Annotated in this window: 24 protein-coding genes, 1 tRNA gene, 1 pseudogene and 1 riboswitch; of the genes and pseudogenes, 21 read left to right on the plus strand and 5 right to left on the minus strand. The window is 64.7% G+C overall.

The window, feature by feature from the left end; all coding sequences use genetic code 11:
* Positions 1 to 345: 345 nt before the first annotated feature.
* The 3 genes from DBO86_RS14570 to mobA form a co-directional block, all read right to left on the minus strand.
* A tRNA-Pro gene (locus DBO86_RS14570) sits at positions 346 to 422 on the minus strand.
* A 129-nt stretch (positions 423 to 551) separates the two neighbouring features.
* Entirely contained in the window at positions 552 to 773 is a 222-nt protein-coding gene (locus tag DBO86_RS14575; protein WP_003461730.1) for a YgdI/YgdR family lipoprotein, read from the minus strand.
* Between the two features lie 86 nt (positions 774 to 859).
* Positions 860 to 1,450 carry a molybdenum cofactor guanylyltransferase MobA gene (mobA, locus tag DBO86_RS14580; RefSeq protein WP_084340684.1) on the minus strand — a complete coding sequence of 197 codons (591 nt, stop codon included), beginning with the start codon at positions 1,448 to 1,450 and terminating at the stop codon, positions 860 to 862.
* A 68-nt stretch (positions 1,451 to 1,518) separates the two neighbouring features.
* Between mobA and moaB the strand changes: the two genes are divergently transcribed.
* From moaB to DBO86_RS14680, 21 genes are all read left to right on the plus strand, one after another.
* Positions 1,519 to 2,058: a molybdenum cofactor biosynthesis protein B gene (gene moaB / locus DBO86_RS14585; RefSeq protein WP_017677474.1), complete on the plus strand. Its 540-nt coding sequence runs from the start codon at positions 1,519 to 1,521 to the stop codon at positions 2,056 to 2,058.
* Positions 2,055 to 3,269: a molybdopterin molybdotransferase MoeA gene (locus DBO86_RS14590; RefSeq protein ID WP_108234042.1), complete on the plus strand. Its 1,215-nt coding sequence runs from the start codon at positions 2,055 to 2,057 to the stop codon at positions 3,267 to 3,269. Before moaB ends, DBO86_RS14590 begins: the two co-directional genes overlap by 4 nt.
* A gap of 151 nt (positions 3,270 to 3,420) precedes the next feature.
* Complete coding sequence (locus tag DBO86_RS14595) at positions 3,421 to 4,053, plus strand: C40 family peptidase (protein ID WP_092374575.1); 633 nt, start codon at positions 3,421 to 3,423, stop codon at positions 4,051 to 4,053.
* An 85-nt stretch (positions 4,054 to 4,138) separates the two neighbouring features.
* Entirely contained in the window at positions 4,139 to 4,663 is a 525-nt protein-coding gene (locus DBO86_RS14600; RefSeq protein WP_084340683.1) for an NlpC/P60 family protein, read from the plus strand.
* Positions 4,664 to 4,673: 10 nt separating this feature from the next.
* A complete protein-coding gene (locus DBO86_RS14605) occupies positions 4,674 to 4,994 on the plus strand; it encodes a hypothetical protein (RefSeq protein ID WP_108234043.1) in 321 nt (106 codons plus the stop codon).
* A 39-nt stretch (positions 4,995 to 5,033) separates the two neighbouring features.
* A riboswitch (cobalamin riboswitch) is annotated at positions 5,034 to 5,169 on the plus strand.
* 435 nt (positions 5,170 to 5,604) lie between these two features.
* Positions 5,605 to 6,216, plus strand: a complete 612-nt coding sequence (cobO, locus tag DBO86_RS14610; protein ID WP_108234044.1) for a cob(I)yrinic acid a,c-diamide adenosyltransferase — start codon at positions 5,605 to 5,607, stop codon at positions 6,214 to 6,216.
* Positions 6,216 to 7,511: a cobyrinic acid a,c-diamide synthase CobB gene (locus tag DBO86_RS14615; protein WP_108234045.1), complete on the plus strand. Its 1,296-nt coding sequence runs from the start codon at positions 6,216 to 6,218 to the stop codon at positions 7,509 to 7,511. Before cobO ends, DBO86_RS14615 begins: the two co-directional genes overlap by 1 nt.
* On the plus strand, positions 7,508 to 8,161 hold the full coding sequence (gene bluB / locus DBO86_RS14620) for a 5,6-dimethylbenzimidazole synthase (protein WP_108234046.1): 654 nt from the start codon (positions 7,508 to 7,510) through the stop codon (positions 8,159 to 8,161). Before DBO86_RS14615 ends, bluB begins: the two co-directional genes overlap by 4 nt.
* A 3-nt stretch (positions 8,162 to 8,164) precedes the next feature.
* Positions 8,165 to 9,073 carry an adenosylcobinamide-phosphate synthase CbiB gene (cbiB, locus tag DBO86_RS14625; protein WP_108234047.1) on the plus strand — a complete coding sequence of 303 codons (909 nt, stop codon included), beginning with the start codon at positions 8,165 to 8,167 and terminating at the stop codon, positions 9,071 to 9,073.
* The gene (cobD, locus tag DBO86_RS14630; protein WP_108234048.1) at positions 9,066 to 10,076 is read left to right on the plus strand and encodes a threonine-phosphate decarboxylase CobD; all 1,011 of its coding nucleotides are present in this window, start codon (positions 9,066 to 9,068) and stop codon (positions 10,074 to 10,076) included. Before cbiB ends, cobD begins: the two co-directional genes overlap by 8 nt.
* Positions 10,076 to 11,524, plus strand: a complete 1,449-nt coding sequence (locus tag DBO86_RS14635; protein WP_108234049.1) for a cobyric acid synthase — start codon at positions 10,076 to 10,078, stop codon at positions 11,522 to 11,524. Before cobD ends, DBO86_RS14635 begins: the two co-directional genes overlap by 1 nt.
* Before the next feature lie 89 nt (positions 11,525 to 11,613).
* Positions 11,614 to 12,135, plus strand: coding sequence for a bifunctional adenosylcobinamide kinase/adenosylcobinamide-phosphate guanylyltransferase (cobU, locus tag DBO86_RS14640; RefSeq protein WP_108234050.1), 522 nt, complete (start codon positions 11,614 to 11,616; stop codon positions 12,133 to 12,135).
* Positions 12,132 to 13,187, plus strand: a complete 1,056-nt coding sequence (gene cobT / locus DBO86_RS14645) for a nicotinate-nucleotide--dimethylbenzimidazole phosphoribosyltransferase (protein WP_074858913.1) — start codon at positions 12,132 to 12,134, stop codon at positions 13,185 to 13,187. Before cobU ends, cobT begins: the two co-directional genes overlap by 4 nt.
* Complete coding sequence (gene cobC, locus DBO86_RS14650) at positions 13,187 to 13,759, plus strand: alpha-ribazole phosphatase family protein (protein WP_074858916.1); 573 nt, start codon at positions 13,187 to 13,189, stop codon at positions 13,757 to 13,759. Before cobT ends, cobC begins: the two co-directional genes overlap by 1 nt.
* On the plus strand, positions 13,756 to 14,487 hold the full coding sequence (locus tag DBO86_RS14655) for an adenosylcobinamide-GDP ribazoletransferase (RefSeq protein WP_108234051.1): 732 nt from the start codon (positions 13,756 to 13,758) through the stop codon (positions 14,485 to 14,487). Before cobC ends, DBO86_RS14655 begins: the two co-directional genes overlap by 4 nt.
* 73 nt (positions 14,488 to 14,560) lie before the next feature.
* Positions 14,561 to 14,965 carry a MarR family winged helix-turn-helix transcriptional regulator gene (locus DBO86_RS14660; protein ID WP_074858922.1) on the plus strand — a complete coding sequence of 135 codons (405 nt, stop codon included), beginning with the start codon at positions 14,561 to 14,563 and terminating at the stop codon, positions 14,963 to 14,965.
* Positions 14,966 to 15,017: 52 nt separating this feature from the next.
* Positions 15,018 to 16,223: an MFS transporter gene (locus DBO86_RS14665; RefSeq protein WP_108234052.1), complete on the plus strand. Its 1,206-nt coding sequence runs from the start codon at positions 15,018 to 15,020 to the stop codon at positions 16,221 to 16,223.
* Positions 16,220 to 16,345 carry a hypothetical protein gene (locus tag DBO86_RS27065; RefSeq protein ID WP_269076709.1) on the plus strand — a complete coding sequence of 42 codons (126 nt, stop codon included), beginning with the start codon at positions 16,220 to 16,222 and terminating at the stop codon, positions 16,343 to 16,345. Before DBO86_RS14665 ends, DBO86_RS27065 begins: the two co-directional genes overlap by 4 nt.
* Positions 16,346 to 16,407: 62 nt before the next feature.
* Positions 16,408 to 16,959, plus strand: coding sequence for a glutathione peroxidase (locus DBO86_RS14670; RefSeq protein WP_108234053.1), 552 nt, complete (start codon positions 16,408 to 16,410; stop codon positions 16,957 to 16,959).
* A gap of 278 nt (positions 16,960 to 17,237) precedes the next feature.
* Positions 17,238 to 17,498 (plus strand): lipase secretion chaperone, encoded by a 261-nt coding sequence (locus tag DBO86_RS14675; protein ID WP_244185560.1) that lies wholly within the window; start codon positions 17,238 to 17,240, stop codon positions 17,496 to 17,498.
* A gap of 12 nt (positions 17,499 to 17,510) precedes the next feature.
* Positions 17,511 to 19,259, plus strand: coding sequence for a hybrid sensor histidine kinase/response regulator (locus tag DBO86_RS14680; protein WP_108234054.1), 1,749 nt, complete (start codon positions 17,511 to 17,513; stop codon positions 19,257 to 19,259).
* On the opposite strand, the gene DBO86_RS14685 is transcribed toward DBO86_RS14680, so the two are convergent.
* Positions 19,260 to 19,871 (minus strand): response regulator transcription factor, encoded by a 612-nt coding sequence (locus DBO86_RS14685; protein WP_108234055.1) that lies wholly within the window; start codon positions 19,869 to 19,871, stop codon positions 19,260 to 19,262.
* Positions 19,872 to 19,934: 63 nt separating this feature from the next.
* A pseudogene (locus DBO86_RS14690) lies at positions 19,935 to 21,200 on the minus strand (OmpP1/FadL family transporter).
* Positions 21,201 to 21,253 lie beyond the last annotated feature (53 nt).

A 21,253-nucleotide genomic window follows, 5' to 3' on the forward strand; every position in this document is an offset into this window, starting at 1 on the left:
GACGCGAGCCGCGTTGCTGCGCCAAATTGCGCCACGCGAGGCGCGGGATGCAGGTAATGGTCGGTCCCTTGCCAAATCCCGCAACGACGCATGGCGCAATTTGCCGCGCAACCCGAAGGGACGGGCCAGTATTTGCGTGGTACGTCGTTACTCGACGGCTCATTTGGGCGACCAAACTTCGCCTCTCGCGCCTAACCCACGCAAAAACTGGCTCCGTCGCGGCCGTGCGCGAAACGGCAACAGACCCTAGGGATGGCATGAGACAAGCAGAAACAGAAAGCCCGGCGCTAGAGGCCGGGCTTTCTGGGGTTCCGAGGCATGTAGGAACATGTAGGAACAAGGGATTGGTCGGAGAGACAGGATTCGAACCTGCGACCTTCTCGTCCCGAACGAGACGCGCTACCAAGCTGCGCTACACTCCGAATGAGCCGTATTCTACTGAAAAACTTTTACCGCACAAGGGGTTAGCCTGAAAAAATCAGCAGGCCGATATCCCTTTCTGCTGCCGGGGCGAGCCCCGCTGTCCTTCAGCGGTGGCTCGGGCTCTCGCCTCAGAGTTCCTTGACGGTCTGCACCTGATCCTTGTTGATCGTGGCGCGCTTGCCGTCGAGTTGCTCGAATTCATAGAAGCCGGATTCTTCATCGAACTGGGGTTTGTCTACCGTCTGTATTTCACGCCCGTCATTCAGGGTGATCACCGACGGCGTGGAACAGCCGGCCAGCACAGTGAAGCCGATTGCCATCAGCAGGGCGGGGATTATCCGTTTGGTCATGGTGTGTCTCCTTGGGTGCTAAAGAGGTGCTATACCCTCGCTCAGACGTGAAACTGTCGTATGAGTTCCGCGCAGGGCTTCTCGCTTCAGCAAGGCGATATGCCGTTCGCGAGCGTTTCCGGTGTGTTCAGGTTGGCCAGGCGGGGATCTTCCAGCGTGCAGTCGACGGCGATGGGGGCTAGGTTGTCGAACCAGCGTTGCGGGCTGCGTTCACCGGATTGCCAGGCGTGTTCCAGATCGTCTCTGAGCCCCGTGGGCAACAGGCAGAACAGTGGCTGCCAGTAGTTGCCCTGGCGGATCACCACCGGCCGGCTCCCCGCGTGGGCAAGCAGTGACTCGATCAGTGCACGGTCCACCAGGGGGGCGTCACAGGGCAGGACCAGCATTTGCTCATGGCGTGCCGAAGCCATGCCGGCGCGGATACCAGCCAGTGGGCCCTGAAAATCCTGATCTTCGTCGGTGACCAGTTGGTCGGCATAAGGCGCATAGCGCTCGGTGTTGCGGTTGCAGGAGATGATCAGGTCGTCGCTCAAGGGTCTGGTCAGGTCATGCAGCCAGGCGATCAGTGGGCGGCCGCGCCAGTCCAGCAAGCCCTTGTCACGGCCACCCATGCGCTGGCCTCGGCCGCCGGAAAGCAGCAGCACCGAGCAGGGGGGTAGTGGGTTGGATACGGGCATGCGGGCGGTCTCCGAAGACAGGCTGTGTGATATAACAGCGCCCATTCTCTCCCAATTGGATGCCTGCCATGAACCATAAGGCCGATGCGGTTTTCGTGCCGCTGAACATTGCCGTGCTGACCGTCAGCGACACGCGCACGCTGGAGACCGACACCTCGGGTCAACTGCTGGTCGACCGCCTGACCGCCGCTGGCCACCAGTTGGCCGCTCGCGTTCTGCTCAAGGATGATCTGTACAAGATCCGCGCCCAGGTAGCGACCTGGATCGCCGAGGATCAGGTACAGGTCGTGGTGATCACCGGCGGTACCGGTTTCACCGGGCGTGACAGCACGCCGGAAGCGGTCACCTGCCTGCTGGACAAGCAGGTTGATGGTTTCGGTGAGCTGTTCCGGCAGATCTCCGTGGCCGATATCGGCACGTCCACCATCCAGTCGCGTGCGCTGGCCGGTCTGGCCAACGGCACCCTGGTGTGCTGCCTGCCGGGTTCGACCAATGCCTGCCGCACCGCCTGGGACGGCATTCTCGGCGAACAACTGGATGCACGGCACCGCCCCTGCAACTTCGTGCCGCATCTGAAACAGGTGGGTGCCTGCGAGACACGCGGATGAGTGGTTGCGATCACCCCGGTCTACTGCCCATGGAGGCGGTGCTGGAGCGCTTGCTGGCTCTGGCGGATGCGGCGCCAATCGAGCAGGTCGAGCAGATCGTGCTGGCCGAGGCTGATGGTCGTGTGCTGGCCGAGCCGCTGATCGCAGCGCTGGATCTACCGCCTTGGGCCAACAGCGCCATGGACGGTTACGCCCTGCGCCTGGCTGATTGCAGTGGCCAGGCGTTGCCGATTAGCCAGCGCATTCAGGCGGGCACCGCGCCCACACCGCTGGAGCCCGGAACCTGCGCGCGCATCTTCACTGGTGCGCCGCTACCGGAAGGTGCCGACACCGTCGAGATGCAGGAAAACGTTGAGCTGGATGAGGCAGGGCGCGTGCATTTCCGCGAGCCGCTGAAAGTCGGGCAGAACGTACGGGCTCAAGGTCAGGAAACCCGCAGCGGCGAATGCGTGCTGCCGGCCGGTACCCGCCTGGGGCCAATCGAGCTGGGGCTGGCAGCCTCTCTAGGCGCCGCACGGCTGTCGGTGCGTCGGCGCCTGCGCGTTGCCGTGCTGTCCACCGGTGATGAGTTGGTCGAGCCGGGGCAGGCGCTTGGGCCGGGGCAGATCTACAACAGCAATCGCCGTCTGCTGATTGCCTGGTTGCAACGGCTGGGCTGCAGTGTGGTGGATGCGGGCATATTGCCTGATGACCTGCAACGCACCCGCGCAGCGCTGGGCGCCCTGGGCGAGGTCGATCTGATCCTCTCCACCGGTGGCGTTTCGGTGGGGGAGGCGGATTTTCTCGGCATAGCCCTGCGCGAGGCGGGCGAACTGGCGCTGTGGAAATTGGCGATCAAGCCAGGTAAACCGCTGACCTTCGGCCACTATCAGGGCGTTCCGGTAATAGGTTTGCCGGGCAACCCGGCCTCGACACTGGTCACCTTCGGACTGCTGGCGCGTCCTTACATGTTGCGTCGTCTTGGGGTGCAGCGGGTCGAACCACTGGGCTTCGCGGTGCCGGCAGGTTTTACCTGGGCTAAGCCGGGTATGCGCCGTGAGTACCTGCGCGCGCGTCTGGAGCATGGGCGCGTGGTGCCCTATGCCAATCAGAGTTCCGGCGTTTTGCGCAGCGCCGCCTGGGCTGAAGGGCTAGCCGAGGTCATGGAAGGCAGTACGCTGGCCGAGGGTGATATGTTGCGTTTCATTCCGCTCAGCGAGATTCTCGGCTAGGTTTCCGAGTCGCCCGACCATGCAGATGGTTGGGCGCTTTAGATGAAATGGCGAGACCACTGAGTCACAATTCTGTCGATAGAATTTGCAAATTAACGTTATAGAAGGCATAGTCGCCGACTTGTTAAATTCACTCGACACGGTCGTGCCCATGCTAAAACGCTTCGCACCCCTCGTGCCTATTGCACTCACAGTCTTTCTCGCTGCCTGTGCCGGCCATGCGCCGCAGACGCAACCGCAGCAACCGATCAGCGATGCAGCAGTCGAACCTGTGACTCGCCTGATGATCGAGCAGGATGAACCTGCCGATGATGAGATCAACGCGCTGATCGACGATCAACCCTATGAAATGCCGCAACTGGCCGACAGCCTGCTCGATCTCGGGCGTTCGCTGATCGGTACCCGTTATCGCTACGGCGGTAGCTCGGTACAGACTGGTTTCGATTGCAGCGGTTTTATCGGCTACCTGTTCCGCGAGGAAGTCGGCCTGGAACTGCCGCGTTCCACGCGTGAGCTGATCAACCTCGATGCGCCGAAGGTGGCGCGCGCCGATCTGGAACCGGGTGATCTGATCCTGTTCAATGATCGTGGTCGTGGTCGCGTCAGTCATGCCGGCATCTACCTGGGTGATGATCAGTTCATCCACTCCAGCAGCAGCCGCAGCGGTGGTGTGCGCATCGATAGCCTGGATGACAGTTACTGGAATCGCAGCTACCTGCAAGCCAAGCGCGTACTGGCGCTGGCGCCAGTGGACGATCAAGTCGCAGCCAGGCGTCATCCCTGATGTTTCACGGCGTAACCCCAGGGTTGCGCCGTTCGTCGTGTCTCGGGCAGAGTAGGGCGCATTCAGGCTCAGGATCGCCTCGCTTATGCCCGTCACGACCCGTGTCGCTGTAATTTCTCTTGTTCTGCTACTGAGTGCCTGTAGCAGTCGCGCCCCTTCTCCTCAGCCTGCCTACACGCCGCCAATTGCTTCTTCGTCCTATCAGGGCGGTGCCGAAGATGTGCTGTTTCGCGCGCTTGGCCTGGTTGGAACACCCTATCGCTACGGTGGTAATACACCGGATGGCGGTTTCGACTGCAGTGGCCTGATCGGCTATGTCTACCGTGATGCCGCTGGCATCAGCCTGCCGCGTTCTACTCGTGAGCTGAGTGCGATGCGTACGCCAGATGTTCGTCGTGACGCCCTGCAAAGTGGTGATCTGGTGTTCTTCGCCACCAATGGCGGGCGCGCTGTCAGTCATGCCGGTATCTATGTGGGGGATGGGCGTTTCGTGCATGCGCCGTCCAGTGGTGGCACGGTTCGTCTGGACAGCCTCGATAACGTCTACTGGCAGCGTGTCTATCTCGACGCCAAGCGTGTTATCACTCCAGAGCTCGCTCGCAACCCCTGAGCTTTCGTTTATGGCCGACCCCATTCGCCTGCCGCCTCAACCTGAGGCCTGCGAGTTTTGTGCACGGCCTGTGGCCTTGACCCGCCATCACCTGATTCCCAAGTCACTACACGACAAGGCTTACGTACAGAGGCGGTATCCTCGTCAGGAACGAATTACCGCCACGCTGTGGGTCTGCCGTGCTTGTCATAACCAGATCCACCGGCTGTTCAGTGAAAAGGAGCTGGCGCTGACCTTCAACAGTCGCGAGGCCTTGTTGGGAGATGAGCGCCTGCGTACCTTCGTCGAGTGGCTGGCGAGCAAACCGCCAGGTTTCACACCCAGGCATTGAGTGGCGTTGGCGTTGACGCGCAGGGCCGCCAGCCTCTACCCTGCGCGCCTTGCTTCAGGTGCCCCGCGTCGCTGTGAATGGCGGCCAAGGGGTGAAACAGGGAAGCCGGTTCCAATGCCGGCGCTGCCCCCGCAACGGTAGGTGAGTCAAACGCTGCTTAAGCAGACCGTGTGAAAACGTAGCGAGCGAAGGTCAGGCAAGGCAAAAACAGGCGAAAAATGGTCGGAGTCGCGCTCGACTTTACGAGCTGTAAATGAGCATTTTGATCGGACTCGCGCACGAGACTGTTTTTAACGCCGCATGGCCGAGCGCAGTAGTTTTCACGCAGTCTGCAAAGCCACTGTGCTATGCACGGGAAGGCGCGGCGTCGAACCCATGGTTCGCTCACAAGCCCGGAGACCGGCCTGTCGCAGTTTCACGGCATCGCGGAGGGCGCTGTCCGGCTAACGCTCCGGTTTGACCGGGGTGTTCGTGTTTTTTCGTCTTCCGCTCGCCTGACCAGCCATTGGCGCCTGGATGAGTGCGTGCGGATCATCGCGATTCTTCCTCATTGCCGTTCGTACTGTTCGATGAACAGGCGGCGCGGGTGCCTGACGTACAGGAGCACAGCATGAGCGAGTCCACCGAGCGCGACGCCCGCCACAAGGCGCGCATGCAACGCAAGAAAGCCCTGATCGACGAAAAGATCGCTCAGGCCCAGGACCAATACGGCCTGCTGCTGGTGCACAGCGGCAATGGCAAGGGCAAGAGCAGCAGCGCCTTCGGCATGGTCGCGCGCGCCCTTGGCCATGGCATCAAGGTCGGCGTGGTGCAGTTCATCAAGGGTGCGGCCAGCACCGGTGAAGAAACCTTCTTCCGCCGTTTTCCCGAGGAAGTCAGCTATCACGTGATGGGCGAAGGCTTCACCTGGGAAACCCAGGATCGCCAGCGTGATATCGCCAAGGCGCAGGAAGCCTGGGCGGTGGCCCGGCATCTGCTCAGCGATGAGTCGGTCGGCCTGGTGGTGCTGGACGAGCTGAACATCGCCCTCAAGCATGGCTACCTCGAGTTGGACGCGGTGCTGGCTGATATCGAGGCCCGGCCGCTGCTGCAGCATGTGGTGGTGACCGGCCGTGGCGCGTTGCCAGGCATGCTCGAGGCCGCCGACACTGTCACTGAAATGAGCCTGGTCAAGCATGCGTTCAAGTCCGGAGTAAAAGCACAGAAGGGCATCGAATTCTGATGGGCGCACGTCACTGCCCGGCGCTGCTGATCGCTGCGCCGGCTTCCGGTCAGGGCAAGACCACTGTCACTGCCGCGCTGGCGCGACTGCATACCCGTCAGGGGCGGCGGGTGCGGGTGTTCAAGTGCGGCCCGGACTTTCTCGATCCGATGATCCATGCGCGTGCCAGCGGCGCGCCGGTGTACCAGCTCGATCTGGCCATGGTCGGCGAGGCAGAGAGCCGTCGCCTGCTGTGGCAGGCGGCCGGCGAGGCCGATCTGATCCTGATCGAAGGGGTCATGGGCCTGTTCGATGGCAAGCCGTCGGCGGCCGACCTGGCACGCCACTTTGGCGTGCCGGTGCTGGGGGTGATCGACGGTGCGGCCATGGCGCAGACCTTCGGCGCCCTGGCCCACGGGCTTGCCACCTTCCAGCCGGACTTGCCCTTTGCCGGCGTGCTCGGCAACCGTGTCGCCAGCACGCGCCACGGCGAGATTCTGCGCGATGCGCTGCCAGCGAGCATTCGCTGGTTCGGCGCCTTGCCGCGCAGTGCCGCAGTGGAGTTGCCCAGCCGCCATCTGGGGCTGGTGCAGGCCGGTGAGTTGGCCGATCTGGACGCACGTCTGGACGCCGCGGCCGATGCGCTGGCGGCCAGCGCCAACGTCGACCTGCTGCCGCCTGCGGTGAGCTTCGCCGCGCCGCAGGTCGATGAACTGGCGCCGCTGTTGGCTGGCGTACGCATCGGCATTGCGCGCGATGCGGCGTTCGCCTTCCTCTATCAGGCCAATCTCGATCTGTTGCAGGCGCTCGGCGCTGAGCTGCATTACTTCTCGCCGCTCGCTGATCGCGAGCTGCCGCAGGTGGACAGCCTTTATCTGCCTGGCGGGTATCCGGAGCTGTACCTGGCCGAGCTGGAAGGCAACCAGCCCATGGCCGCGGCGATTCGTGCTCATCACCAGGCCGGCAAACCCTTGCTCGCCGAATGTGGCGGCATGCTCTATCTGCTTGATGAACTGCGCGACAAGCAAGGTGCCAGCGGGCGCATGCTCGGCCTGCTGGCGGGCAGCGCCGCCTTGCAGCCACGGCTGACCGCCCTGGCCTTGCAGCAGGTGACGCTGCCCGAAGGCGAGCTACGTGGCCACAGTTACCATCACTCGCGGCTGGAAAGTCCCTTGCAGCCTCTGGCGCTCGGTCGCTGCCCGAACGGCAAGCCGGTGGCCGAGGCGGTGTATCGTTTGGGGCGACTGACGGCCAGCTATATCCACTTCTATCTGCCGTCCAATCCGGAGGCGGCCGCTGCGCTGCTGCGTCCATGAGCGAGCATGCCTTCACTCCAGCAGAGCGTGCGGCGGTGTACCGCGCCATCGCCGAGCGCCGCGACATGCGCCACTTCGTTGGCGGACAGGTGCCTGCCGAGGTGTTGGCGCGACTGCTCGAAGCGGCGCACCATGCGCCCAGCGTCGGCCTGATGCAGCCGTGGCGCTTTCTTCGTATCAGCGATCCGCAATTGCGTGAGGCGGCCCATGCGTTGGTGGAGGCGGAGCGCGTTCGCACCGCCGAAGCCCTGGGCGAGCGTTCGGATGAGTTCATGCGGCTCAAGGTCGAAGGCATCCGCGATTGCGCCGAGCTGCTGGCGGTGGCGCTGATGGAGGGACGCGAGGCGCATGTCTTCGGGCGACGCACGTTGCCGGAAATGGATATGGCTTCGGTGGCCTGCGCCATTCAGAATCTGTGGCTGGCTGCACGAGCTGAAGGGCTGGGCCTGGGTTGGGTGTCGTTGTTCGATCCCGAAGCGCTGGCCGATCTGCTGGGCATGCCGGCTGGCAGCAAACCGGTGGCGCTGTTGTGCCTGGGGCCGGTGCACGCCTTCTACGAAAAACCGATGCTGGTGGAAGAGGGCTGGGCCACGCCCCGGCCGCTGTCCGAATTGCTGTTCGAGAATCGATGGGGATCCTCTGGTGAGTGAACGATGAGCCTGGCGCTGATCACCTGTGCCGGCGTGGCGCTGGATGCCGTGCTGGGCGAGCCACGCCGCGCGCATCCGCTGGTCGCCTTCGGCCGCCTGGCCGGGCGCCTGGAGCAGCGTTTCAATCCCGCTGGTGGTGGCTGGCGCAGCCATGGCGTGACGGCCTGGTGCCTGGCAGTGCTGCCGCTGACCTTCATCACCTGGCTGCTGGTGCAGGTCAGCTCGTTTGGCTGGGCGGTGGAGATCTTCGCCCTGTACTTCGCCCTTGGCCTGCGCAGCCTGTATGAGCACGCACAGCCGGTGGCGCAGGCGCTGCGTCTGGGCGACCTGGCCCTGGCGCGCGAGCGCGTCGGCTGGATGGTCAGCCGCAATACCGCCGAACTGGATGCCACCGGTGTGGCTCGCGCCGGCACCGAGTCGGTGCTGGAGAATGGCTCCGATGCGGTATTCGCCGCCTTGTTCTGGTTCATCGTCGCCGGTGCCCCCGGCGTCGTGCTGTACCGCCTGAGCAATACCCTCGACGCCATGTGGGGTTACCGCAACGAACGCTTCGAGCGCTTTGGCTGGGCGGCGGCGAAGATCGATGACCTGCTCAATTACATCCCGGCGCGCCTGGTGGCGCTGACCTATGCACTGCTTGGGCGTACGGCTCTGGCGCTGCGCTGCTGGCGTAGGCAGGCACCCTTGTGGGACAGTCCCAATGCCGGCCCGGTAATGGCGTCTGGCGCAGGCAGTTTGGGTGTAAGCCTGGGCGGCGCGGCGGAGTATCACGGCGAGCGGCATGAGCGCCCGCAACTGGGCGAAGGCCCGCCGCCGCAGGCACGGGATATCGAGCGGGCAATGAATCGGGTCGTCGCTGGCGTGGGTTTGTGGTTGGTGATTCTGACGCTGTGGGAGGTTTGGGTTGCTTGAGCATGGAGGTCGACTGCGCGCCGCCGCGCAGCGCTACGGCATCCCCCTGGAGGACTGGCTGGATCTGTCCACCGGTGTCGCGCCCTACGGCTGGGATCTGCCGGTTGTGCCGGGGGCTGCCTGGGCGCGCCTGCCTGAGGCAGATGACGGCCTGGAGCAGGCGGCGCGCGACTACTACGGCGCCGTCAGCCTGCTGCCGGTAGCCGGTTCGCAAGCGGCGATCCAGACTCTGCCACGTCTGCGCCGCAATGCCAGCGTCGGCATCATCGCGCCCACTTACGCCGAGCACGCCGCGGCCTGGCGTCGTGAAGGCCATCGTGTCACCAAACTCAGTGAGGGTTCGGTGCATCGCGCGCTGCCGCACCTGGATGTGTTGCTGGTGGTCAACCCGAACAATCCGACCGGCCGCCTGATCGAGCCGGCGCGCCTGCTCGACTGGCACAATGAACTGGCCGAGCGCGGCGGCTGGCTGGTGGTCGACGAAGCCTTCATCGATTGCACGCCGGAGCACAGCCTGGCCGCCTACAGCGACATGCCGGGGCTGATCGTGCTGCGCTCGTTCGGCAAGTTCTTCGGCCTGGCCGGTCTGCGTCTGGGCTTTGTCCTGGCCGCACAGGCCTTGCTGGATGAGCTGGAGGCGCTGCTCGGGCCCTGGGCCGTCAGCGGCCCGGCGCGCAGCGTGGCGCTCAGCTTGTTGGTCGATGGTGAGGGGCAGCGCCGCCAGCGTGAGCGCCTGCTGGCTGACGGCGAGCGCCTCAAGGCGCTGCTGCGTGATTGCGGCATGCCGGTGACCGGTGGCTCATCGCTGTTCCAGTTCTGCTGCACCCGTCGCGCCGTGCCTTGCATGGAGCTGCTGGCGCGGCGCGGCATTCTGGTGCGGCTGTTCGCCGAGCTGGACAGCCTGCGCTTCGGCCTGCCGGCCGACGAATGTGGCTGGTTGCGTCTGGAGCAGGGGCTGCTTGAGTGCGCGCCGATGCTGGCGAACCTCGAGGAAACGCCCTGATGCCGACCTTGATGGTGCAGGGCACCACCTCCGACGCCGGCAAGAGCACGCTGGTGACGGCACTGTGCCGCTGGGCGCGGCGCCAGGGCATTTCCGTGGCACCGTTCAAACCACAGAACATGGCACTCAATTCCGCCGTGACCGCCGACGGCGGCGAGATCGGCCGCGCGCAGGCGGTGCAGGCACAGGCCGCCGGCCTGGAGCCGCACACCGACATGAACCCGGTGCTGCTCAAGCCCAACAGCGACATGGGTGCCCAGGTGATCATCCACGGTCGCGCCATCGGCAACATGCAGGCGCTGACCTATCACGGCTACAAGCCGGTGGCCATGGCAGCGGTACTGGAATCCCATGCACGGTTGCTGGAGCGCCATGAACTGGTGCTGGTCGAAGGCGCCGGCTCGCCCGCCGAGATCAACCTGCGCGCCGGCGACATCGCCAACATGGGCTTCGCCGAAGCGGTGGATTGCCCGGTGATTCTGATTGCAGATATCGACAAGGGCGGCGTGTTCGCCCATCTGGTCGGCACCCTGGAACTGCTCAGCCCGAGCGAGCAGGCGCGTGTCCAGGGCTTCGTGATCAATCGCTTTCGGGGTGACATTGCGTTGCTCAAACCGGGGTTGGACTGGCTCGAGCAGCGTACCGGCAAGCCGGTGCTCGGCGTGCTGCCGTATCTGATGGATTTCCACCTGGAAGCCGAAGACGCCGTCGATACCCGTCAGCAGGCCAAGGACGAACAGGCCTTGCGCGTGGTGGTGCCGGTTCTGCCGCGTATCAGCAACCACACCGATTTCGATCCGTTGCGCCTGCACCCACAGGTGCAGCTGACCTTCGTCGGGCCGGGGCAAGCCATTCCCCCGGCGGATCTGATCATCCTGCCCGGCTCCAAGAGTGTGCGCGCCGATCTCGCACGCCTGCGCGAGCAGGGCTGGGACGCCGCCATCACCCGCCACCTGCGCTACGGCGGCAAGCTGCTGGGTATCTGCGGTGGCCTGCAGATGCTCGGCCGGCAGATTCACGACCCGCATGGCCTGGAAGGCGCTGCCGGCAGCAGCGAGGGCCTCGGCCTGCTGGATTTCGAGACGCTGCTTGAGCCGGAAAAACAGCTGCGTAACGTCCGCGGTCGGCTGTGCCTGGAGCAGGCTGATGTCAGCGGCTACGAGATTCATGCCGGCGTCAGTCGTGGTCCGGGCCTCAACGGCGCCGTGCAGCTCGACGACGGTCGCAGCGATGGCGGTCTCAGCGCCGATGGCCAGGTGCTCGGCACCTACCTGCACGGCCTGTTCGAGCAGCCGTCGGCGCTCGCCGCACTGTTGCGCTGGGCCGGGCTGCATGAGGTGCAGACGGTGGACTACCAGGCGTTGCGCGAGCGCGATATCGACCGCCTGGCGGACCAGGTGGAACTGCATCTGGATACTGAAAAACTCAGAGCGCTTTGCGGCCTGTAGGAGCGAGCTCTGCTCGCGAGGCTTTTATGTCCCGTACGGTTCGCGAGCAGAGCTCGCTTCCGCAGGGCTGAATGAATGTGGATGGAAGCATGCTTGAATTGATCCTCGGCGGTGCTCGTTCCGGCAAGAGCCGGCTGGCCGAGAAGCTGGCCGACGAGTCCGGGTTGGAGGTCGCCTACATTGCCACCAGCCAGCCGCTCGATGGCGAGATGAATGCGCGCGTCGCTCAGCATCGCGCGCGTCGCCCGGCGCACTGGGCGTTGGTCGAGGAGCCGCTGGCGCTGGCCCGTGTGCTGCGCGAACAGGCTGCGCCCGGCCGTTGCCTGTTGGTGGACTGCCTGACCCTGTGGCTGACCAATCTACTGATGCTGGAGGATTCGGCGCGGCTTGAGGCTGAGCGCGAGCTGTTGCTCGGTTGTGTGGATGGGTTGCCAGGACGCATCCTGTTGGTCAGCAACGAAACCGGGCTGGGCGTGGTGCCGCTGGGCGAGCTGACTCGCCGTTATGTCGATGAGGCCGGCTGGCTGCACCAGGCGCTGGCCGAGCGCAGCCAGCGTGTGCTGTTCACCGTGGCCGGGCTGCCCATGGTGCTCAAGGGGGATGCGTTATGAGTCTGCAATGGTGGCAAGGGCCGTGTCAGCCGCTCGATCATGTTGCAAGGGCCAAGGCCGAAACGCGGCAACAGCAGTTGACCAAACCCACGGGTTCGCTCGGCCGCTTGGAAGCACTGGCTATTCACTTGGCAGCGCTGCAGGGGCGCGAGCGGCCGAGCCTGGACAAGCTGTGGATCGCCATCTTTGCCGGTGACCATGGCGTGGTGGCCGAGGGCATTTCCGCCTATCCGCAAGCGGTGACGGGGCAGATGCTGGCCAACTTCGTCACTGGCGGTGCGGCGATCAGTGTGCTCGCGCGTCAGTTGGATGCGGCGCTCGAGGTGATCGACCTGGGTACTGCCGCACCCTTGCCGCCGCTGCCAGGCGTGCGTCATCTGCAGGTCGGTGCCGGTACGCAGAACTTCGCCCGTGATCCGGCCATGACCCTGGCCCAGGCGATGATTTGCCTGGAAGCTGGCCGCGACAGCATCCAACGCGCGCGTGCCGTTGGTTGTGATCTGTTCGTCGGTGGCGAGATGGGCATCGGCAATACCACTGCGGCGGCAGCGCTGGCCTGCTGGCTGTTGGATTGCCCGGCGAGCGAACTGGCAGGGCCCGGTACTGGATTGGATGGCGCGGGTGTGGCGCACAAGGCGCGGGTGATCGATGCCGCGTTGGCCCTGCACCGGGCGCAGATCGACGGGCCATTGCAGGCGCTGATCCACCTGGGCGGATTTGAGATCGCTGCACTCACCGGCGCCTACCTGGCCGCCGCGCAGCAAGGCATGGCGGTATTGGTCGATGGCTTTATCTGCAGCGTTGCGGCCTTGCTCGCCGTGCGCCTGAACCCTGGCTGCCGCGACTGGCTGCTGTTTGCCCATCACGGTGCCGAGCCCGGTCATGTGCGTGTGCTGCAGGCGCTGGAAGCGGAGCCGCTACTGGAGCTGGGCTTGCGTCTGGGTGAAGGCAGTGGTGCTGCATTGGCCGTGCCGTTGCTGCGCCTGGCCTGCGCCCTGCACGGACAGATGGCGACCTTCGCCGAAGCGGCCGTCGCCGAAAGGCCGAGCTGATGCTGCATCTGGAATTGCTGCGTCACGGTGAAACCGAGCTGGGCGGTGGGCTGCGTGGCAGCCTGGATGATGCGCTGACCGAGCAGGGCTGGGCGCAACTGCGCGCAGCGGTGCAGGGCGCCGGCCCCTGGGATCGCCTGATCAGCTCGCCACTGCAGCGCTGCGCGCGTTTTGCCGAGGAAGTCGCGCTGGCCAATGCCTTGCCGCTGCACTTCGAGGCGGATCTGCAAGAGCTGCATTTCGGTGATTGGGAAGGGCGCACTGCTGCCCAGCTGATGGACAGCGATGCTGAGGCGCTGGGTCGCTTCTGGGCCGATCCCTATGCGTTCACGCCGCCTAATGGCGAGCCGTTGCTGCAGTTCGAGGCGCGTGTGCTGGCTGCCTTGCGGCGCTTGCAGCAGCGCCACACGGGAGAGCGGCTGCTGCTGATCACGCACGGCGGTGTGATGCGCCTGCTATTGGCGCGTGCGCGCGGCCTGCCACGCCAGGATCTGCTGCAGGTCAACGTCGGCTATGCCCAGCGTTTTCGTCTGCGCCTGGATGCCGATGGGCAACTGGCGGAGTTGCCATGATCGCGTTGCTGATCGCCTTGCAGTTCCTCACTCGTCTGCCGGTCAGCCTGCCGGGCATGCCGACCCCCGAGCAGGTGGGGCGCTCGCTGCTTTGGTACCCGTTAGTGGGGCTGCTGCTCGGTCTGCTGCTGTGGGGCGCCCATCTGTTGTTGGGGCCGACACCGGCGTTATTGCAGGCGGCGATCATTCTGGCGCTGTGGGTGGGGTTGAGCGGCGGTCTGCATCTGGACGGCCTGGCCGATACGGCTGATGCCTGGGTCGGCGGTTTCGGTGATCGCGAGCGCACTCTGACGATCATGAAGGACCCGCGCAGCGGCCCTATCGCCGTGGTGGTGCTGGTGCTGCTGTTACTGCTCAAGTTCGCCGCATTGTTCACGCTCCTGCAGGCCGGGCACGGCATCTACCTGTTGCTGCTGCCCTGGCTGGGGCGCAGCCTGTTGCCGTTGCTGCTGGCAACCACGCCCTACGTGCGGGCCGGTGGGCTGGGTCAGGCCCTGGTCGATCATCTGCCGCGCGGGCAACTGCCCTGGGTGCTGGGCGTGCATCTACTGGGCATGCTGCTGTTCGGCTGGGCGGGGCTGCTGGCGTTGACCACGGCATTGCTGCTGTTCGTCTGGCTGCGTCGCGCGTTGCTGCTACGCCTGGGCGGCACCACCGGAGATACCGCCGGTGCACTGGTCGAGCTGGCCGAGTGCGCCGTGCTCCTGACGCTGGCCCTGAGTCTCTGACCTCAACTGTTATGGCGAGGCGGTGGGCAACTGTATGAGTGCCCATCGCTGATGCGGGTATATACCTGTATCCATGTTGCCGACCTCCTGTCTCTGTACCCAACTGCGCCGCGCCAGCCGTGGTGTCACCCGCCGTTACGACGATGCCCTCGCGGCCGTCGGGCTCGGTGCCGCGCAGTTTTCCCTGTTGCGTCATGTGCAGCGGCTCGGTCAACCGAGCATTTCCCTGCTCGCCGACGCCATGGGGCTCGATCGCAGCACGCTCGGGCGCAATCTGCGGGTGCTGGAGGAACAGGGGCTGGTGCAACTGGGAGAAGGGCGCGATTTGCGCGCTCGCGAGGTACGGCTCACAGAAGCCGGCCTGCAACGCATCGAACAGGCGCTGCCACTATGGGAACAGGTGCAGCGTGAACTCAATGCCCGGTTAGGCGCAGATCGCCGTGCCGAGCTGATGAGGCTGCTCGAAGAACTGGCCTGAAGGCCGCATCACTGCCTACACGGTCGCAGGCGACCGTCCGCTGGAGATACCGATGACAACTACATGGCGTTCAACCACCTGGCTGCTGCTCGGCGCGTCGCTGATCCTGGCGCTGTCGCTCGGCACGCGCCATGGTTTCGGCCTGTTCCTGCCGCCAATGAGTGCGGAATTCGGCTGGGGCCGTGAGGTGTTCGCCTTCGCCATCGCCCTGCAGAACCTGATCTGGGGTCTGGCCCAGCCGATCACCGGTGCGCTGGCCGACCGTTTCGGCGCGCGCAAGGCCATCGTCATCGGCGGCGTGCTCTACGTGCTGGGCCTGGTGTGCATGGGCATGGCCGACTCGCCGCTGTCGTTGTCGCTGAGCGCAGGTCTGCTGATCGGCATCGGTCTGTCCGGCACGTCGTTCTCGGTGATTCTCGGCGTGGTCGGTCGCGCCGTGCCGGTGGAAAAGCGCAGCATGGCCATGGGCATCGCTGCGGCGGCCGGCTCCTTCGGTCAATTCGCCATGCTGCCGGGCACGCTCGGTCTGATCGGTTGGCTCGGCTGGTCGGCAGCACTGCTGGCCTTGGAGCTGCTGGTGGCGTTGATGATTCCGCTGGCGGCGATGATCAAGGAGACGCCGCCACCAGTGACCAATGGTCCGCAGCAGACGCTGGTCGAAGCGCTGCGTGAGGCCACCAGTCACTCCGGTTTCTGGCTGCTGGCGCTGGGCTTTTTCGTCTGCGGCTTTCAGGTGGTATTCGTCGCCGTGCACCTGCCGGCCTATCTGGTCGATCACCATCTGCCGGCGTTGACCGGTACCACGGTGCTGGCGCTGGTCGGCCTGTTCAATATCTTCGGCACCTACATCGCCGGCTGGCTCGGTGGACGCATGTCCAAGCCGCGCCTGCTCAGTGCGCTGTATCTGCTGCGTGGGGTGGTGATCACGCTGTTTTTGGTGGCACCGCTGACGCAGTGGAGTGCCTACCTGTTCGGTATCGCCATGGGCCTGCTGTGGCTGTCGACCGTGCCGCTTACCAACGGTACCGTGGCGACCCTGTTCGGCGTGCGCAACCTGTCGATGCTCGGCGGTATCGTCTTCCTGTTCCACCAGATCGGTTCCTTCCTCGGTGGCTGGCTGGGCGGCTACCTCTACGACACCACTGGCAGCTACGACCTGGTCTGGCAGATCTCCATTGGCCTGAGTGTGATGGCTGCCGCGCTGAACTGGCCGGTGCGTGAGGTGCCGGTGGCGCGGCTGCAAGGTGCGCCGGCGTGAGCCGCAGGGTACTGCTGTTCGCCGGCCTGACGCTGGGCTTTGGTCTACTGTTGGCGCTGGCCTGGTGGGGCTGGCGCCAGGGTGGGTTGGCGTTGCTGCAGTTGGGCGTCGGTATCTGCTAGTTGCTTGCGTCTGGGCCTGCGAGTAGCGTGGTGGAATCGCGTCATCGCCTGAGGTCACCGCCATGTCTCTTCGCCCTCTTGCCTGTTCCCTGTTGCTGTCCAGCCTGGCGTTGCCGGCGCTGGCCGCAGAGTGTCCGGCCATGCTCCAGGGCGAACTGCCCAAGCTGCGCGCCAAAGGTGAAAACATCGAGCTCTGTCAGTTCTCGGGCAAGCCGCTGGTGGTGGTCAATACCGCCAGCTTTTGCGGCTTCACCCCGCAATTCAAAGGGCTTGAAGCGCTTTACCAGCGGTACAAGGATCAGGGCCTGGAAGTACTGGGCGTGCCGTCCGACGACTTCCGCCAGGAATCCGCCGATAGCAAGGAAACGGCCACCGTCTGCTACGTCAACTACGGCGTGACCCTCGCCATGACCGAGCCGCAGCCGGTTTCCGGTGCCAATGCCATCCCGTTGTTCAAGGGCCTGGCCGAGCAGAGCCGCCAGCCGCGCTGGAACTTCTTCAAGTACGTGGTCGACCGTCAGGGCAAGGTGGTGGCGAGTTTCTCCAGTCTGACCAAGCCTGACGATCCCGAGCTGATTGCCGCCGTAGAAAAGGCGATCGCCTCGCAACCCTGAGATTCTCTGAACAGGCTCTGAGCCGTCCCGCTTCAAGGCCCTTCACCCATCTGGGCGATGGGCCGTGTCCGTCTGCCTGCCTAGACTGGCCAGGAGCCGGAGGCAGTTCACCCGGCGTGCCCTACAAGAACAATAAGGAGGCACCCATGCGTCGCGTCTATACCGCTGCCCTGGCAACACTCGCTCTGCTTGGCGCCGTCGAGGCCTAGGCCAACTATCGGCGGGCTGGTCAATTACTTCCTACCATTCCCTGGAACCTCGAGCGCGATGGCGCCCGGGTGCACGTCGCCAGTGTCGCTGCCTTCAATGACACCGTGCAGCGCCTGCTCGATGAGCAGCGTCGCGAGCGCGACTGGCAGCAGCATTACCAGGCCTATCGCAATGAGTTGGCCAGCCTGCAAGGTCGGGGGCTGAGCGAGGCGGATGGCGAGCAACTGCAGCGCCAGTTGCGCGAGCGGCTGTTCAGCAGTGAAGACCGACACCGTGTGGAAACCTATGACGCCATTGCCGCGAAGCAGCCGGAGCCGCTCGACCCCTGACGGACGCCACCCATGAGCGAGCGCCTGCTGTTGGCCCAGCAGCGCCGAGGCTATCGCTCGCTGCGTTTCGTCGCCGAGCTGGAGGCGGGTTTTGCCGAGCATCGGGTGCAGCGCATTCGTCGGCGTCTGCCCCTGATCGCCCCCACGGCAGCCTTGTTCCAGCTGATCTATGCGCTGCTGGATTTTCTGCTGATGCCGCTGACGGTCAGTCTCACGGTGCTACCGCTGCGCCTGCTCGCACTGGCGGTATTGGCGCTGTCCTTTTTCTACTGTCGCCGTATCGAGGCACCGCCTGCCAGGGTGCCATTGGTCTATGCCGCGGCCTACTGGGTCAACGGTGTCAGCGTCGCGTTGATCGTGCACCTGTGCTGGCAGCAGGGCGTGGCGATGCCCTACGACGGCCTGTTCCTCGTCCTGTTGTTCGGCTACGCCCTGCTTGGGCTGTCGTTCCGCGCGATCAGTCTGTGCAGCTGGAGCTTCTGCCTGTTGTTCATCGGTGTGGGTGTGCTGTTCGGCGAAACCGGCGGTGAGCTGGCTTACCAGGGCCTGTTTCTGTTCTGTGCCAACCTGATCGGCAGCGTCGGTGCTTATATGCAGGAGCACGGTCAGCGCGGTGCCTGGCTGAACCTGCGCCTGCTCGACCTGGCGCGCCAGCGCGCCGAAGCCGATGACGCGCGCAAGTTGCGTCTGCTGGCGGCTGCCAGTCACGACCTACGCCAGCCGCTCAACGCCATGGGGTTATACGCCGAACACCTGCCGGAACAGGGCGGTGATCAGCAAACCCGGCGCATCAGCGCGCGTCTGGCCGCTTCGGTAGAGCAGCTGGGGCGTCTGCTGCAATCGTTGCTCGACTACACCCGCCTGACCTTGCCCGGTGGCGTGCAGGCCAGGCCACATGTGTTCGCCCTGCGCCCATTGCTTGAGCGGCTGATTGCCGAAGTGGCTCCAGAGGCGCAGCAACAAGGGCTGCAACTTGAGCTGCACTGTGACGACTACGGGGTGTACAGCGATCCGCTGTTGCTGGAGCGACTGCTGCGCAATCTGCTCAACAATGTCCTGCTGCACGCACAGGCGCAGCACCTGAAGCTGAGTGTGCGGCGTGACGGCGACGCAATCGTGTTGGAGGTGGCGGACGATGGCCGCGGTCTCAGCGAGGCGGAACAGGCGCTGGTGTTCGAGGAGTTCCGTCAGTTGGACAATCCCGGGCGCAATGCCGAGCGCGGTCTCGGTCTCGGCCTGGCCATCGTGCGGCAGCTGGCTGAGGTGCTGGAGCATCCCCTGCGGCTGCATTCCCGACCTGACGCCGGTGCGCGTTTCGTCCTGCGCCTGCCGTTGGCCGAGGTACCGGCGCCGGCGCCACGCGTTGATGCTGCGCTGGCGTTGCGCGGGCGCATCCTGTTGCTCGAAGACGACGCCACTGGGCGCGAAGCCCTGGCCGGCTTGCTGCGTCGCTGGGGTTGCGAGGTGCAGGCCTGCGCCGATCTGGCCGGTGCGCTGCAGGCTCTGCGCCAGGAGGCGCCGCAGTTGCTGATCAGCGACTATCGGTTAGCCGAGCGGGGCGACGGGCTGCAGGCCATCGAGCGACTGCGCGAGGCGGCAGGGCAGATGTTGCCGGCGTTGTTGATCACTGCTGATCTGAGCCCGGAACTGCATGAACGCTGCCTGCCGGCGCACGTCATTCCCTTGGGCAAGCCCCTGTTGCCGGCGCGTTTGCGCCAGGTGCTGGCCACTCAGTTGCAGGCACGCCAGGCACTCACCTGATCACAGCCAGCCGCGCTGACGGGCAGCGCTGACGCAGGCGGTGCGGGTATGCACGGCGAAGGTTTCGAACAGCGCCTTGAGGTGCGTTTTCACCGTGTCTTCGGCCAGACCCAGCTCGCGGCTGATGGCCTTGTTCGGCAAGCCTTCTGCCAATAACTGGAGAATTTCCAACTGCCTGGGTGTCAGCGGTGATGAGCTGCTTGGCGCCGGCAGGATTTCGCCCACCAAGACGCGGGTCACTGCCTGGCGCAGTGCGTTGCCATCGGAGCTCTTGGGGATGAAGCCGAGCGCACCGGCGGCCAGCGCCGCCTGCGCCTCTAGCGCGGAGTCACTGGCGCTGAGAATCGCCACCGGTGTGCGCTCGCCGCGCGCCAGCCAGCGCTGCAACAGTTCGATGCCGGGTTCGTCAGGCAGGCGCAGGTCGAGCAGGACCAGGTCGTAGTCATGCTGGCGCAGGCACTGCTCCGCTTCTGCAGCGCTGTGCGCGGTGTGGATCTGCAGGTTCTGGCTCAGTGGCGACAAGGCCAGGGAGAGGCCGTCGAGAAAGATGCGGTGGTCGTCGACCAGCAGCAGGCGAAGATTGTCGGGCAGGGTGGTGCAGAGGGCAGTCATGATGTTCTCACGCGGCTTTTATTGTTGTTCTGCCGCGTAAGTTTAGCCAAAGCCGCGCCTCGATTAGAAGCGATAGCTGAGTGAAGCCCCCAGGCCATGAGCGCTGTTCTTGTAGCGCGCACTGTAGGTGCCACGGGTAGCGCTGGCGTGGTTCACGTCCACCGACTCTTCCTGCAGGTAGGAATAGGCCACGTCGATGGTCATGTCCTGGTTGGGGCTCCAGCCGGCGCCGACGCTGAAGATGGTGCGGTCACCGGAGGGCACGCGCGGCGAGCGGTCGACGTTGTTGGTCGGCGACTGGTCGATGGCGATACCGGTGCGTAGCGTCCACTGCGGGCTGACCTTGTACGACAGACCGACTGCATGGGCCCAGGCGTCGTGCCAGTTCTGCTCTTCGACGATGGTGGAGAGGTTGGCCGGCAGCGTTGCGGAATTGTTCTCCACGCGGATTTACTTGAAGCGGCTCCAGCGCGTCCAGGTGCTGCCGGCATGCAGCGTCAGGGCATCGGTCAGCTTGTGGGTGATGGACATGTCCACCGACTCGGGCGTAGTCAGCCCCAGATTGGCGTCGTACTTGCCGGCGATAGCAGCCAGTGCACCGTTACCGGAAACACGGGTATCGCCCTCCAGTTCGTACTTCACGCGCGAATGGTTAGGTCACGCCTGCGCGGGTGTTCGGGGTGAACTCGTAGAGCACACCGGCGTTGAAGCCGACGGCGGTGTCGTCGCCTTTGACCCTCACTTTGCCGTCGCTGTTGCCCGGGTTAAGCAGCGAGGAGCTCAGTTCCCCTTCGATGTGGTTGAAGGTCGGGCCGAAACCCACCGACAGCTTGTCGTTGAATCGATAGCTCAAGGTCGGCTGCACGGTGATCACCCGCACATAGCTCTTGTCGGCGTAGTAGCGGCCCTGGAACGTGCGCTCGTAGTCGGTCATCAGGCCGAAGGGCACGTAGACACCGAGACCGAAGGCGACCTTGTCGTCCAGCGGTTTGACGTAATAACCCATGGGTACGCCGGTGGTCGGCACCATATTGCCGTCGTTGCTGCCTGTCAGTGTCGCAGGCCGGCGTTGGCGCTGGCGTGGCTGATATCGCTCTTGGCATGAATCGCCGCCGCCCCTACATACACTTCGTCGCGCTTGAAGCGGGACATGCCGGCCGGGTTGCCAAACACGGTGCTGGCGTCATCGGCGAACGATGAGCGGCCGGCGAAGGAGGTACCCATGCCGGAAATGCTTTGTTCGTTGAGGGCGAAGCCGCTGGCGAAACCATGGCCCGAGGTGGCGGTGATGGCAACTGCCAGGCCGGTCTTGAGAAGGCGTTTGCTCACGGGGGGAGGCTCCTGTGGTGAGGCGAGCGGCGCACGCTACCGTTTTTCCCGCT

The organism is Ectopseudomonas oleovorans, assembly GCF_003052605.1.
Lineage (GTDB): Bacteria > Pseudomonadota > Gammaproteobacteria > Pseudomonadales > Pseudomonadaceae > Aquipseudomonas > Aquipseudomonas oleovorans_A.